14 protein-coding genes are annotated in these 14,581 nt (G+C 67.4%); 6 read left to right on the top strand and 8 right to left on the bottom strand.

Annotation, left to right across the window (positions count from 1 at the left end; genetic code table 11):
- Positions 1-4 precede the first annotated feature (4 nt).
- Positions 5-781 carry a phytanoyl-CoA dioxygenase family protein gene (locus TU34_RS15230; RefSeq protein ID WP_045823754.1) on the bottom strand — a complete coding sequence of 259 codons (777 nt, stop codon included), beginning with the start codon at positions 779-781 and terminating at the stop codon, positions 5-7.
- A gap of 66 nt (positions 782-847) precedes the next feature.
- Between TU34_RS15230 and TU34_RS15225 the strand changes: the two genes are divergently transcribed.
- Complete coding sequence (locus TU34_RS15225; protein WP_045823753.1) at positions 848-2,230, top strand: outer membrane protein assembly factor BamB family protein; 1,383 nt, start codon at positions 848-850, stop codon at positions 2,228-2,230.
- A 1-nt stretch (position 2,231) separates the two neighbouring features.
- Here TU34_RS15225 and TU34_RS15220 read toward each other — a convergent pair whose 3' ends face one another.
- The 6 genes from TU34_RS15220 to TU34_RS15195 all read right to left on the bottom strand — a co-directional run bounded on the left by TU34_RS15220 (position 2,232) and on the right by TU34_RS15195 (position 8,258).
- Complete coding sequence (locus TU34_RS15220) at positions 2,232-3,194, bottom strand: DMT family transporter (protein ID WP_203225472.1); 963 nt, start codon at positions 3,192-3,194, stop codon at positions 2,232-2,234.
- A gap of 114 nt (positions 3,195-3,308) precedes the next feature.
- Positions 3,309-3,680, bottom strand: a complete 372-nt coding sequence (locus TU34_RS15215) for a DUF427 domain-containing protein (RefSeq protein WP_045823752.1) — start codon at positions 3,678-3,680, stop codon at positions 3,309-3,311.
- A 9-nt stretch (positions 3,681-3,689) separates the two neighbouring features.
- Entirely contained in the window at positions 3,690-4,139 is a 450-nt protein-coding gene (locus TU34_RS15210; protein WP_045823751.1) for a nuclear transport factor 2 family protein, read from the bottom strand.
- Positions 4,129-5,916, bottom strand: a complete 1,788-nt coding sequence (locus tag TU34_RS15205; protein WP_045823750.1) for an N-acyl-D-amino-acid deacylase family protein — start codon at positions 5,914-5,916, stop codon at positions 4,129-4,131. Before TU34_RS15205 ends, TU34_RS15210 begins: the two co-directional genes overlap by 11 nt.
- A 128-nt stretch (positions 5,917-6,044) precedes the next feature.
- Positions 6,045-7,157, bottom strand: coding sequence for an NDMA-dependent alcohol dehydrogenase (locus TU34_RS15200; protein ID WP_045823749.1), 1,113 nt, complete (start codon positions 7,155-7,157; stop codon positions 6,045-6,047).
- A gap of 108 nt (positions 7,158-7,265) precedes the next feature.
- The gene (locus TU34_RS15195; protein WP_052688962.1) at positions 7,266-8,258 is read right to left on the bottom strand and encodes a helix-turn-helix domain-containing protein; all 993 of its coding nucleotides are present in this window, start codon (positions 8,256-8,258) and stop codon (positions 7,266-7,268) included.
- Between the two features lie 374 nt (positions 8,259-8,632).
- Here TU34_RS15195 and rpsL point away from each other — a divergent pair, with 374 nt between their 5' ends.
- From rpsL to nicT, 5 genes are all read left to right on the top strand, one after another.
- Positions 8,633-9,007 carry a 30S ribosomal protein S12 gene (gene rpsL, locus TU34_RS15190; protein WP_045823748.1) on the top strand — a complete coding sequence of 125 codons (375 nt, stop codon included), beginning with the start codon at positions 8,633-8,635 and terminating at the stop codon, positions 9,005-9,007.
- Positions 9,007-9,477 carry a 30S ribosomal protein S7 gene (rpsG, locus tag TU34_RS15185; RefSeq protein WP_045823747.1) on the top strand — a complete coding sequence of 157 codons (471 nt, stop codon included), beginning with the start codon at positions 9,007-9,009 and terminating at the stop codon, positions 9,475-9,477. The genes rpsL and rpsG overlap by 1 nt, the downstream gene beginning before the upstream one ends.
- Positions 9,478-9,521: 44 nt before the next feature.
- Entirely contained in the window at positions 9,522-11,627 is a 2,106-nt protein-coding gene (fusA, locus tag TU34_RS15180) for an elongation factor G (RefSeq protein ID WP_045823746.1), read from the top strand.
- A 118-nt stretch (positions 11,628-11,745) separates the two neighbouring features.
- On the top strand, positions 11,746-12,936 hold the full coding sequence (tuf, locus tag TU34_RS15175) for an elongation factor Tu (protein ID WP_045823745.1): 1,191 nt from the start codon (positions 11,746-11,748) through the stop codon (positions 12,934-12,936).
- A gap of 190 nt (positions 12,937-13,126) precedes the next feature.
- Complete coding sequence (nicT, locus tag TU34_RS15170; protein ID WP_238981334.1) at positions 13,127-14,269, top strand: Nickel transporter NicT; 1,143 nt, start codon at positions 13,127-13,129, stop codon at positions 14,267-14,269.
- Here nicT and TU34_RS15165 read toward each other — a convergent pair.
- Entirely contained in the window at positions 14,242-14,538 is a 297-nt protein-coding gene (locus tag TU34_RS15165) for an antibiotic biosynthesis monooxygenase family protein (protein ID WP_045823744.1), read from the bottom strand. The two genes, nicT and TU34_RS15165, sit on opposite strands and share 28 nt — an antisense overlap.
- Between the last annotated feature and the right edge of the window lie 43 nt (positions 14,539-14,581).

Genomic DNA, 14,581 nt, shown 5'->3' with positions numbered 1-14,581 from the left:
TTCGTCAGTGCTGTGCGAGCGCCGCGGCGATCGTGCGTTCGACCGGTGACCGCGGGTGGTCGAGATCGAACTGCTCGGTGAGCATCAGACCCGGTTGCGACATGAAGCGTGGCCGCGTGCCGCGATGGGGTTGCGCCGCGTGGACGAGGAACGGGTGGCAGAGGAACACGTCGCCCGCGGTGCCGGTGGCGAGGACCTCGCGGCGTTCGGGTGTTTCGTGGGAGCCGATGGTGTCGAGGACGCCGGCGAGGTCGAACATGTCGATCCCGGTGTCGCCGTAGGGGAGCAGGTGGCGCGGCACGTCGAGGTGGGAACCGGCCCGGATCCGGGTGGGCGCGTCGTCGTCACCGACATCGGAGAGGAGGAACAGCATCAGCAGACCGCGGTCGCGCGACGACACGTTGACGAAGTACCGACTCGCCCCAGGTGGTAGGTAGCTCGCGTCGATGTGCCACCCGGTGTCGTTCGCGTCGGTGTCGGAGGGGAAGCGGATCGCGACGTTGCCGAGTTCGATCCGCTGCGTCCAGCGCTCCCGGCCGACGAGTTGGTCGTAGGCCTCGGTCAGCGCCGACGCGCGTGCCGCGGCCGCGAACGACGGCGTCATCGGACTGTCGACGCGACGGACCGGCTCCGTCCAGGACGTCGGGTCGTCGGGGGACTCGTCGAGGAGATCCCACAGCTGCGCGCGGCAGTCGTCGATCGTCGCGGTATCGACCGCGCCGCGGATCGCGACGTACCCGTCGCGGGCGAAGGTCTCGAGGTCGTGCTCACCGAGTGTCATCGCCGAACAGTGTGAACATGCCGACCGCGGGCGGGCAATCGATTTTCACCGGCTAGGTTCACCGACATGGCGACACTGTCCGTGCGTACGAAACGCATCCTCGTGATCTCCCTCGTCGCACTGGCCACCGTCGCCTCCGGCGTGACCAGTTACGTGGTCGGCCATCACTATGACGAGCGCCGTGAGGCGAAGGCGATGCGCTCGCTCGGACTCGGCGTCCGACCGACCCCACTCTGGACGCTCGACACCGCGCGCGTGGCGACCGGGCCGGGTGAGGTTCTCCTCTCAGTGGCGAACCCGGGCACCGACACCAACGGGTACGGGGTCCTCGTCGACACGGACGACAACCTGATCGCGGCGGTGGGTCGACCGCGAGCGTTCAACGAGATCGCCGACGTCACGCTCGTGGGGATCGATCGCGCCGACGGGCATCCGATCTGGAGGCGCCCCGTCGGACCGGTGGCGAACTGCACCGACGATCCCGTCACGGAGTCGATCGCCTGCTGGTCGCCGACGAAGGTGACCATCGTCGACACCGCGACCGGTGACGTACGGGGCTCTGCGACAACGGACTTCACGGTCGCGAGTGTGACGGTGGCCGGCGACGCGACCTATGTGAGCGGCACCCGGGGGACCGGATTCGCGGCATCGATGGTCCTGGCCACGGGCACTGTCGGCGCGCCGGTCGCGAGCACCCGGACCATCGCCGATGCCACACCGGGGGCGTCGATCAGCGACGTGGTGCCCGACCGGGACGTCGTCATCGTCCGCGCCACGGCCGGTCAGGACATCGGGTTCGCCTCGGCGGTGTACTCCCTCGACACCGGGGTGCGGCGCTTTGCCGCCGACGGCATCGTCACCGCGCTCGGCGACACACTGTTCCGCTCGGAGACCTATCCCCAGGGGATCGAACGGCTGCTCGGCGACACCGGCGCGCCCGTCGTGACCCAGCGCCTGAGCCTTCCCGACGGCTCCTTCCAACCCCAGGTGACGGCAACGGATTTCGCCCCTGTGGTGATGGGGAACGGGGTGTTCGACCCGCGCACCGGTGCCCTGCTCTGGCGTGATCCGGTGCTCGACTGGGGCAAGCAGGACGGCGGCATCAGCCCGGCCGTCGTCGGCTCCACGCTGATCGCGGCGTCGCTGGACGGGAACCTGATCGGTCTCGACACCCGCACCGGCCGTCGGATGTGGACCACTCCGTTGCCGGTTGCCTTCTCCGTCCGGTCCGGGATCACCGACGGGCGTTTCTTCGTCTTCGGCGACACCACCGGGATGCACTCGATCGACGCGGTCAGCGGTCGGATCGTGTGGTCGGTGGTGTCGCGATCGCCGTCCCCGGGCGCGATCAGCCTGACCTCGGTCTCGGGTTCCGGCGGTGACATCGTTCGCGCGGAGGGGAATTCGATCTCGGTGTGGCGCGCACGCACCGGTCCGGATCCGACCTGATTCACCGGTCGACGGTTGCGGGCCCGCGGTGTCGGGCGCGGGCCTCGCGGACGCCCATCGCGGTGACCGTCACGGCGACGATCGCCAGCCCCAGCCACTGCGACCACGCCAGGCTGGTGCCCAGCACCAGCACCCCGATCACGGCGGCGGTGGCCGGGAAGGCGAGCTCGCCGAGCGTCGCTCGCGACGCCGGGGTCGACCGCAACGCCCGGTAGTACAGCGTGAGCGCGAGCAGACCGGGGATGAGAGCCAGGAGGACCAGACCGACCGCATCGCCCCACGCAGGCAGCACGGGCGCACCGGTGACGCCGACGACGCCGAACGCCCCGACCGTGCCGAAGCCGAGTCGCAGGGTGGTGAGGTCGCGCGGTGTCACCGACGGCGACACGAGCCGCCCGAGGACCGTCCCGACCGCCCACAGGGCGGCGGCGCCCAGCGCCAGGAGTGCCGGCTCGAGCTCGGACACGCTCAGGTGCAGTGGGTCGGCGAACGAGAGCAGCCAGGCGCCGACGAGGGCGGGCACCGCGTAGAGCGCGAAGCGCGGGCGCAGGCGTTCACCGAGGAGCAGTACCGCCAGGGCGATCGCGAGGACGGGCTGCAACTTCTGCAGGACGAGCGGGGTGATGAAGTCGCCGCTGCTCCCGGCGATCGTGAACGCCCGCGTGAACAGCGCCGTCGCGACCGCCGACGACCCGATGCCGATGACCACCACCGCGGCCTTGTCCCGCAGACCGAGTCGAGCGAACGCGCGGATCGCGGCCGGCAGGAACGGTGCGAGCACCACGATCGGGATGATGTGTTCCCACAGCACGATCGTCCCGGCGGCGAGGTCGGAGGCGAGGGGCTTGCGCAGCAGTCCGTCGAGACCCCACAGCGCTGCCGAGACGGCGACCAACCATGTCGCGTCCCGGTGGGCGCGCGGACTCGACCCGTCGGTGCCGGCGACGATGACCGTCTGACTCACTGGAGGTCCCCCCGCGGTTGGTCGACGGACGCACAGACCACGTCCTGGAGGACGCGACAGTGGGGAGAACGTCGGGGCGCTGTCGAACCTTCCCGCGCGGTGACGGGGTCGAGCTCAGACGCCGACGGTGATGGTCACGCGATCGGCGTAGAACGCGACGTGGTCGACGATGTCGGCCACGGCCGGATAGGGCTCGCGGTAGACCCAGACGGAGTCGGATCGCTCGGTGCCGTCGACGACGATGTCGTAGTACGAGGCGTCACCCTTGTAGGGGCAGTGGGTGTGCGCGTCCGATGCCCGCAGCACCTCCGGATCCACGTCGGCGATCGGGATGTACTGCACGGGTGGGTAGCTCGCCTCGCGCAATGTGAGCGCGCTGTCGGACGCGGCGATCCGCCTCCCGTCGACACTCACGGTCACATGGTGACCGGTGGGCTCGACGGTGATGGGGTGATCGGGGCCGGGAACGAGCGGGGTGGGTGCCATCACCCGACTCTAAGCGCGGATGTGGTCGGTGGCATCGAACACCCAGGAGACGTCGGCGTCGGCGAAGTCGTCCATCCACGACGAGGGTGCGCTGCCGAGGATGGCGTTGAAGTCCCAGTAGTCCTTCCACAGCGACACCCGGCCGTCGACGACCCGGTGCACCGACACGAACGGCAGTTCGGCGGTCTCGCCGGTGGTCCACGCCCACGACTCCGAGTGCTCGAACATCACGTCCGCGCCATTGCTGACGAGCAGTCCGGGGTGGTTCTCGTACGTCGCCAGCGACTCGAGGCCGACCTTGAGCCGCTTGACGATGTCGTCGGGGCCGCGCGCGGCGAGTGTCGGGCCCACGGGCATGTCGATGTAGATGCAGTCATCGGAGAGGAACGTCTTCACGCCGTCCCAATCCCGCTGCGACAGCGCGTTCCACAGACCCAGCACGGTGTCGTCAACCGACATTCGTCACCACTTTCGTCGAGGAGGCGCGCGCCGGCGTGGCGTCGGCGCGGAGGAAGCGACCGGTCCGACGTCGACCGACGACATCGGTCGCTGCACCGTCGACGAAGACCGGTTCGCCCGCCACGAACACGGCCTCGACAGTCGGGTCGTTGCGGTTGACCATGCGTGACAGTCCACCGAACTGCTCGACGGGATCCTCGTGGTAGGAGTCGAGGGACTCGTCGAGTCGGGTCGGGTCGAGAACCATCAGGTCGGCGCGATCCCCGATCCGGAGGTGCCCGGCGTCGATGCGATACCAGTCGGCGAGCTCTCCGGTGAGTCGATGGACCGCCTGCTCCATCGACAGGAACGGTGTCCCCGCGGCCTGTGCGTCACGCACGTGGCGCAGCAGCCGGAGTCCGAAGTTGTAGAACGCCATGTTGCGCAGATGCGCGCCGGCGTCGGAGAAGCCCATCTGGATGCCAGGTTCGGCGGCCATCTTCTTCAGCAGTTCTGGACGGTGGTTGGAGATCGTCGTCCGCCAGCGCAGCGCCTTCCCGTGTTCGAGGGCCAGGTCGAGGAACGCGTCGACGGGATGGATCCCGCCGCGGTCGAGTCCGACCTGTCCGAACGACTTCCCGATCACCGCGGGATCCGGGCACTCGACGATCTCGGCGTCGAAGAAGTCGCGGTGCCACACGCGGGTGCCGAACCTGCTCTCGTAGTCCTCGCGGAACCGGCGGCGGTAGCCCTCGTCCCGCAACAACTCGTTGCGTGCCATCTCGTCGCTGAGGTGCAGAGCGGCTGCGCCGGAACCGAATTCCTCGAAGATGACGAGATCGATGCCGTCGGCGTAGACCTCGAACGGTACCGGCAGATGCTGCCAGCGGAAGTTGCCGCCGAGGCGGTTGATCAGCCGGGCGAGCGGGCCGATGATCCGGATCGCCTGCGGGTTGGCCTTGATGTCGGCAGCGGAGAGGAGGCTGGTCTTGAGGGGTCTGCGGCCGATGCCCAGGGACTGCACCAGCTGGGAGGCGACATCGAGCGGGTGGGTCAGGTCCGGGCCCGACTGCAGCACGCGGCCGCGCCTGCGCAGTGCCGACTTCAGCCGCCGCAGCTCGCGGGGTCCGGCGTAGGTCGACGGCAACGTTCGCGACCGGCAGATCTCCCCGTCGAGCTTGTCGAACAGCAGTTGCTGCGACGACATGCCGACGAACCCGGCGTCGAGTGCCTCCTCCAGCCACCGTTCCATCTGGCGTTGTTCCGCGCCGGTGGGCCGCTGACGGTTCCGGGTCGCGCGGTCGAGGCCCATCGTCGCCGCACGCATGTCGGAGTGGCCTATGAACGCCGCGACATTCGGCCCGAGCGGACGTGCCTCGAGCGCGGCGATGTACTCCTCGCAGGTCGACCAGGTCTTGTGTCTGTCGACCGCGCCGATGACGTGCTCCCGGGGTATCGCCTCGACGCGTCCGAACAGGTCGCCCGCATCGGTCGCGTCGACGTGGATCGTCGACAGCGAACACGAACCGACCATGATCGTGGTGACACCGTGCCTCAGCGACTCCGACAGCGCCGGACCGTCGAGAATCTCCACGTCGTAGTGGGTGTGGATGTCGACCATCCCGGGCAACACCCACCGCCCCTCGGCGTCGACGACATGCGGACAACCCGGATCGTCGAGCGGGTCGGTGCTGATCGCCGCGACCCGACCGTCGCTGATGCCGATGTCACGGACGCCGGAGGGGCCACCGGTCCCGTCGAACCACCGGCCGCGGCGGATGATCGTGTCGTAGGTCACACCGCCATGGAACCGCTGATCCGCACAGGTGTCAATAACGGTGTCTGGACAGGTGTCAGGAATGTGCCCCGGAACCCGTGGGTGGTCCCGGGGCACACAACCCCGCGGGGGGATCGAGTGGTCGCGGTCTAGCTGTCGTGCAGGATGACCCCGCGGATGTTCTTGCCGTCGCGCAGATCCTGATAGCCCTCGTTGACCTGCTCCAGCGTGTAGGTCGAGGTCACCAGCTCGTCGAGTTTGAGCTGACCGGCGTCGTAGAGGCGCAGCAGCCGCACGATGTCGTACTGCGGGTTGGCCGACCCGAACAGCGACCCCTTGATCGTCTTCTCGTTGAGGGTGAGGTCGATCCCGGGCCAGTGCACCGTGAACTTCTCGGGACTCGACAACCCGGTCAGGACGACCGTGCCGCCCTTGCCGACCGCGCCGATGGCCGCCGACACGACGTCCTCCTCGACGGTGCCGACGGTGACGATCGCGCAGTCGGCACCCTGACCCCAGGTGAGTTCGGTGATCTTCTCCTGCGCCTCGGCGGGATCGGCGAAGGTGTGCGTCGCACCGAATTTCGTGGCCGTCTCGCGTTTGAACGCGATGGGGTCGACCACCACGACGTACTTGGCTCCGGCGTGCACGGCACCCTGCACCGAGTTGATGCCGATGCCGCCGATGCCGTAGATGACGACGGTGTCGCCGGCGCGCACGTTGCCCGCGTAGACGACCGACCCCCAGCCGGTGGGCACGCCGCATCCGACGAGGACGGCCTTGTCCAGGGGCAGCCAGTCGTCGACCTTCACCACCGAGTACTGCGAGATGACCGCGCGTTCGGAGAACGTCCCGAGCATGCACATGCCGCCGAAATCGTCGTCGCCGGCGTGGAACCGGTAGGTGCCGTCGGGCAGGCAGCCGTCGAGGATGGTCGCGCCGACGTCGCACAGCGACTGCCGTCCGGTCGAGCAGTAGCGACACGTCCCGCAGTTCGGGATGAAGCTGCACACCACGTGGTCGCCGGGCTTGACCTTCGTGACGCCCGCGCCGACCTCCTCGATGATCCCGGCGCCCTCGTGGCCGCCGACCATCGGGAAGCGCGGCGGGAGGTCGCCGTCGGTGAGGTGGAGATCGGAGTGGCACAGGCCCGCGGCGACGAACTTGATGAGGACCTCGCCCTCCTTCGGCTTGTCCAGGTCGAGCTCGATGATCTCGAACGGTTTGCCCGCGTCGTACAGAACGGCTGCCTTGGTCTTCATCGTCGAAGTCCCTCCTCATCGGCGCACCGGCGGTGTCGTGTGCGCGCTCTGCAGCCCATGGTGACGCGCGTCACTGTCGTGAGGTGTCCAACTTCTGGACAGGTCGGCTCAGCCGTCGATGCCGAGTTCGTGCATCCGCTTGTAGAGGGTGGTGCGACTCATCCCCAGGGCCTCGGCGGTGCCGCGCTTGTTGCCCTCGTGGCGGTCGAGTTCGGAGACGATGGCGTCGCGCGTCGCGCGGTCGAGTGCGTTGAGCACCGCGGTCCCGTCGTCGAGGAGGTCGATCTCGATGACGAAGCCACCGCCCTCGGGACGCTCCCACCGCAACGACGCCGCATATCCCGAGCTCAGCATCACGCGGGGGACGTGTCCGCGGCGGTTCATGGCGCCGTCGGTGAGGGCCCGCAGGGCGGTGTGGTCCGCCGGACCGACCAGCTGGCCCGCCGAGGCGTTCTCGAGGACGATCTCGTCGGCGATCGCGACGACCGGTGCGCCCCGCCGCCGTGCGCCGGCGCGTTGGAAGTGCCGGAGCAGCAGGTGCTCGCCGGTCTGTGTCTGCTCGAGCAGGCGCTCGGTGATGTCGCGGGCGGCCTGCGCGAGCAGGGGAGCCAGCAGCGGGTTGTCGTCGGACTGCAGGAAAGTGATGTCGAGGATGCCCTCGATGCGGTGGCTCACCGGGTGGTGCAGCGGGTGGCCGTAGCAGCCGAAGCGTTTCAGTTCGTCGATGTAGTGCTCGCCGCCACGCACGGCGATCGGCGACCGCAGCGCGTGCACCGTGGCGATCGAGTTGGTCCCCGAGGTCTCCTCGGTGAACGACCGCCCGATCTGGACACCGACCTCGGCGACCACATCGTGGACCTGGTGGGAGCCGAACCGCATGTCGACCAGGCGGGCGTCCCGGTCGGCGAGCAGCACGCAGAACCCGGTGCCGGCGAGCATGTTCTCCATCCGGTCGAGCACCGGCGTCGCGGCCGCGAGGAGTCGACTGCGCCGGTCGACCTCGGAGACACTGAACAGGGTCGCCGAGTCGGCGGGACGCAACCCCGCCCGACGCGCCCGCTGCCACGAGCTGGCGATCTCGGCGCGCACGATCTCGGACATGTCCGAAACATACGTCCAACAGCGCATACGCCGAGGTGGAATCGTGCGCGGAGGGGTCGGGGGATCGTTTTTGACCTGACCTGATGCGGTCGGTACAGTTGACCGCTGGTGCCTGGCAACAGCCGGGCTGATCCGTATGCCATCGATCGCCGGTCTGTTTCCGCCGGCGAGGGCAGTGTGCGGGTGACACGACCACCACCTGTCGGCAGATTCGACACGCCCGACAGTGGGGTGAACAAACTAGTACTGACCAGCGCTTTCGAGTCTGGTGGGGCGAACTGTGGAGTTGCGTCGGAGTTCATCTCCGGTTCACCTGCCCGGAGCACCAACCACAGTGGACAACGAACACCGCCGAACCTAAGGACGAACAACCAGTGCCAACAATCAATCAGTTGGTCCGCAAGGGCCGCCACGACAAGCCTGCCAAGCAGAAGACGGCAGCGCTGAAGGGCAGCCCGCAGCGGCGTGGCGTGTGCACCCGCGTGTACACCACCACCCCCAAGAAGCCGAACTCCGCGCTCCGCAAGGTCGCCCGCGTGCGCCTGACGAGCTCGGTCGAGGTCACCGCCTACATCCCCGGTGAGGGTCACAACCTGCAGGAGCACTCGATGGTGCTCGTCCGCGGTGGTCGTGTGAAGGACCTCCCGGGTGTGCGGTACAAGGTCATCCGCGGCTCGCTCGACACCCAGGGTGTCAAGGGCCGCAAGCAGGGACGCAGCAAGTACGGCGCGAAGAAGGAGAAGGGCTGATGCCACGTAAAGGACCCGCCCCGAAGCGTCCCCTCATCAACGACCCGGTCTACGGGTCGCCGCTGGTCACCCAGCTGGTGAACAAGATCCTCCTCGACGGCAAGAAGTCGACCGCGGAGCGCATCGTCTACCGCGCACTCGAGCAGGCTCGCGAGAAGACCGGCACCGATCCGGTCATCACCCTCAAGCGCGCTCTCGACAACGTGAAGCCCGCGCTCGAGGTCAAGAGCCGCCGCGTCGGTGGTGCCACCTACCAGGTGCCCATCGAGGTCAAGCCCAACCGTGCGAACACCCTCGCCCTGCGCTGGCTGGTCACCTTCAGCCGGCAGCGTCGCGAGAAGACCATGGTCGAGCGTCTGGCCAACGAGCTGCTCGACGCCAGCAACGGTCTCGGCGCAGCAGTCAAGCGTCGCGAGGACACCCACAAGATGGCCGAGGCCAACCGGGCGTTCGCGCACTACCGCTGGTGACAATCCCTATCAACATCTTCTACGCGAAAGAGCGAGGCAGATAAGTGGCACAGGACGTGCTGACCGACCTGAACAAGGTCCGCAACATCGGCATCATGGCCCACATCGATGCCGGCAAGACCACCACCACCGAGCGCATCCTCTTCTACACCGGTATCTCGTACAAGATCGGTGAGGTCCACGACGGCGCAGCCACCATGGACTGGATGGAGCAGGAGCAGGAGCGTGGCATCACGATCACCTCTGCTGCCACCACCTGCTTCTGGAACGACAACCAGATCAACATCATCGACACCCCGGGCCACGTCGACTTCACCGTCGAGGTCGAGCGCTCGCTGCGCGTCCTCGACGGCGCGGTCGCGGTGTTCGACGGCAAAGAGGGTGTCGAGCCGCAGTCCGAGCAGGTGTGGCGTCAGGCCGACAAGTACGACGTGCCGCGTATCTGCTTCGTCAACAAGATGGACAAGCTCGGCGCCGACTTCTACTTCACGGTGCAGACCATCAAGGACCGCCTCGGCGCCAAGCCGCTGGTCATCCAGCTGCCCATCGGTGCCGAGAACGACTTCGAGGGCATCGTCGACCTGGTCGAGATGAAGGCGAAGGTCTGGTCGGGCGAGACCAAGCTGGGCGAGAAGTACGACACCCAGGACATCCCGGCCGACCTGGTCGAGCGGGCCGAGCAGTACCGCGAGGAGCTGCTCGAGACGGTGGCCGAGTCCGACGAGGAGCTTCTCGAGAAGCACTTCGGCGGCGAGCCGCTGACGATCGAGGAGATCAAGGGCGCCATCCGCAAGATGACGGTCAACTCCGAGATCTACCCGGTGCTGTGTGGCTCGGCGTTCAAGAACAAGGGCGTGCAGCCCATGCTCGACGCGGTCATCGACTACCTCCCGTCGCCTCTCGACGTCGAGTCGGTCACCGGCCACGCCGTGGGCGACGAGGAGAAGCTCCTCACCCGCAAGCCGTCGTCGGACGAGCCGTTCGCGGCGCTGGCGTTCAAGATCGCCACGCACCCCTTCTTCGGCAAGCTGACCTACGTCCGGGTGTACTCGGGCAAGGTCGACTCCGGTGCCCAGGTCATCAACTCGACCAAGGGCAAGAAGGAGCGTCTGGGCAAGCTCTTCCAGATGCACTCCAACAAGGAGAACGCGGTCCCGACCGCGTCCGCCGGACACATCTACGCCGTGATCGGACTGAAGGACACCACCACCGGTGACACCCTGTGCGATCCGCAGGATCAGGTGATCCTGGAGTCGATGAGCTTCCCGGACCCGGTCATCCAGGTCTCGATCGAGCCCAAGACCAAGTCCGACCAGGAGAAGCTGGGCACCGCGATCCAGAAGCTCGCCGAAGAGGACCCGACCTTCTCGGTCAAGCTCGACGAGGACACCGGCCAGACCGTCATCGGCGGCATGGGCGAGCTCCACCTCGACATCCTGGTCGACCGCATGAAGCGGGAGTTCAAGGTCGAGGCCAATGTCGGCAAGCCGCAGGTGGCCTACCGCGAGACGATCCGCAAGACCGTCGAGAAGCACGATTTCACCCACAAGAAGCAGACGGGTGGATCGGGCCAGTTCGCGAAGGTCATCGTCAAGCTCGAGCCGCTGGTCGACGCCGAGGACGGTGCGACCTACGAGTTCGTCAACGCCGTCACCGGTGGTCGCGTGCCCCGCGAGTACATCCCGTCGGTCGACGCCGGAGCCCAGGACGCCATGCAGTACGGCGTGCTGGCCGGCTACCCGCTGGTCAACCTGAAGTTCACGCTTCTCGACGGCCAGTACCACGACGTCGACTCCTCGGAGATGGCGTTCAAGATCGCCGGTTCGCAGGCACTCAAGGAGGCCGCCCGCATGGCCGGCCCCGTGATCCTCGAACCGCTGATGGCCGTCGAGGTCATCACACCCGAGGACTACATGGGTGACGTGATCGGCGACCTCAACTCGCGCCGTGGCCAGATCCAGGCCATGGAGGAGCGCAGCGGTGCCCGTGTCGTCAAGGCGCAGGTCCCGCTGTCGGAGATGTTCGGCTACATCGGAGACCTCCGGTCGAAGACCCAGGGCCGGGCGAACTACTCCATGGTGTTCGATTCGTACGCGGAGGTTCCCGCGAACGTGTCGAAGGAGATCATCGCGAAGGCGACCGGCGAGTAGTTCGCGACACGCGAGCACTCGCACCGTGTCGTGACACCCGTCGCGGCGCACCAGTTATCAAACACAAACTTTGCGGCTGAGAAAGCCTCAGGCGCATGACAGTCCAGGAGGACATCAAGTGGGTAAGGCGAAGTTCGAGCGGACCAAGCCGCACGTCAACATCGGCACCATCGGTCACGTCGACCACGGCAAGACCACGCTGACCGCGGCCATCACCAAGGTTCTGCACGACAAGTACCCGGACCTCAACGCCGCGTTCGCGTTCGACCAGATCGACAAGGCGCCGGAGGAGAAGGCTCGTGGTATCACGATCAACATCTCCCACGTCGAGTACCAGACCGAGAAGCGTCACTACGCGCACGTCGACGCCCCCGGTCACGCCGACTACATCAAGAACATGATCACCGGTGCCGCCCAGATGGACGGCGCGATCCTGGTCGTGGCGGCCACCGACGGCCCGATGCCCCAGACGCGTGAGCACGTGCTGCTCGCCCGCCAGGTCGGCGTGCCCTACATCCTGGTCGCGCTGAACAAGGCCGACATGGTCGACGACGAGGAGATCATCGAGCTCGTCGAGATGGAGGTCCGCGAACTGCTGGCCGCCCAGGACTTCGACGAGGACGCTCCGGTCGTGAAGGTCTCCGCTCTCAAGGCCCTCGAGGGTGACGAGAAGTGGGGCGAGTCGATCGCCGAGCTGATGCAGGCCGTGGACGACTCGGTGCCGGACCCCGTCCGCGAGACCGAGAAGCCCTTCCTCATGCCCGTCGAGGACGTCTTCACGATCACCGGTCGTGGCACCGTCGTCACCGGTCGTGTCGAGCGTGGCTCGGTCAACGTGAACGAGGACGTCGAGATCGTCGGCATCCGCGAGAAGTCGACCAAGACCACCGTCACCGGTATCGAGATGTTCCACAAGCTGCTCGATTCGGCCGAGGCGGGCGACAACGCCGGTCTGCTGCTGCGTGGCCTCAAGCGCGAGGACGTCGAGCGTGGCCAGGTCATCATCAAGCCGGGTACCACCACCCCGCACACCGAGTTCGAGGGCCAGGCGTACATCCTGTCGAAGGACGAGGGCGGTCGCCACACCCCGTTCTTCAACAACTACCGTCCGCAGTTCTACTTCCGTACGACCGACGTGACGGGCGTCGTGACCCTGCCCGAGGGCACCGAGATGGTCATGCCCGGTGACAACACCGAGATGAGCGTCAAGCTGATCCAGCCGGTCGCCATGGACGAGGGCCTGCGCTTCGCGATCCGTGAGGGTGGCCGCACCGTCGGTGCCGGCCGCGTCACCAAGATCAACAAGTGACGGCAGGTCCGCTGGCGCGGACCTGAGTCACGGATCAACAAGTGACACAGCTCGACACGTGACACCCTCCCGCGCCTGGCGCGGGAACGCACCACCGAGAACGCCCGATCCCTTCCGAGGGGTCGGGCGTTCTTGTGCGTCGGGGCCGACGCCGCGCCGACGACGGCGACGTCGAATAGTGTCGACAACCGTGACCCTCTCCGACGTCGACGGCCCCGAGGTGGGTGTCATCACGCCATCGGTGGGCCGCTTCACGCGTGACGAGGTACCGCGTCTGCTCGCCCTTCTCGGCGTGCTCGTCGTGCTGCACCTCATCGGGTGGGGGCTGTTCGCCCACTACAACGCGATCCCGCGGATCCATCACCTCACCGGCCCCGACGGCGGGCTCGTCTACGCCGGTGCCGGCCTCCTCGCCTACACGCTCGGCATGCGGCACGCCTTCGACGCCGACCACATCGCCGCCATCGACGACACCACCCGCTTCCTCCTCCAGAAGGGCAGGCGGCCCCTGGCCGTGGGCATGTTCTTCTCCCTCGGGCACTCCACGGTGGTCCTCGTGTTCGTCACGGCCATCGCCTTCCTCGCCAGCCGCGCCACCGCTGTCGGGGAGGCGTTCGCCGGTCCCGGCGGGATCATCGGGACGCTGGTGTCGGGGACGTTCCTCTATCTCGTGGCCGCGCTGAACATCGTCGTGCTCGTGGGCATCGTGCGGGTGTGGCGACGGGCGCGGCGCGGCCAGTTCTCGGAGTCGTCGCTCGACGAACTGCTGGCCCGGCGCGGCCTGATGAACCGCCTGTTCCGGGGACGCTACGACAGGCTGATCAACCATTCGTGGCAGATGTACCCGCTCGGACTGCTGTTCGGGCTGGGCTTCGACACCGCCACCCAGGTGGGGCTGCTCGCGATCGCCGGCACCACCGCCATCGCCGGCGGGCTCCCGCCGCTGGCGATCATCGCGCTACCGGTGTTGTTCGCCGCCGGGATGACCACGATGGACACCATCGACGGCGTGTTCATGTCGAAGGCCTACGGCTGGGCGTTCGTGACGCCGGCCCGCAAGATCTACTACAACATCACCATGACCGGGCTCACGGTCTTCCTCGCCCTCGTCGTCGGGACACTGCAGATCCTCACGCTGCTGGCCGACGAACTCGGTCTCGCCGGCGGAGTCTTCGACGTGGTCGCGTCGTTCGATCTCGAGCGCATCGGACAGCTCGTCGTCGGCACGTTCGTCGTCGTGTGGATCGGCGCGCTGCTCTACTACCGTCTCGCTCGCGTCGACCGGCGCTTCACCGAGTCGCGCGATCAGACCGCGACGACGGGGTCGAAGTGAGTGACCTCAGGGAACGGGTCGTAGAAGTGGTGCAGCAGTTCGCGCCACCGCGCGTACTCGGGTGAGCCGCGGAACCCCTCGGTGTGGTCGGCGAGCGTGGCCCACTCGACGAGGAGCAGGTAGGTGTCGGGGCTCTCGATGCCGCGCGACAGTCGCAGACCGGAGAACCCGGGCATGGCAGAGATGATGGACTTCGCCTCCGCGAACGCCGCGAGGAACTCCTCGCCACGGCCCGGTGTCACCTGCAGCAGAGCGTGTTCGACGATCATCGGGTCACTCTCGCATGGCAGGCTGGACCGTGTGAGCGATGAC

It is taken from the genome of Williamsia herbipolensis (assembly GCF_000964005.1).
Lineage (GTDB): Bacteria > Actinomycetota > Actinomycetes > Mycobacteriales > Mycobacteriaceae > Williamsia_A > Williamsia_A herbipolensis.
This window is presented reverse-complemented; position numbering and strand designations above follow the sequence as displayed.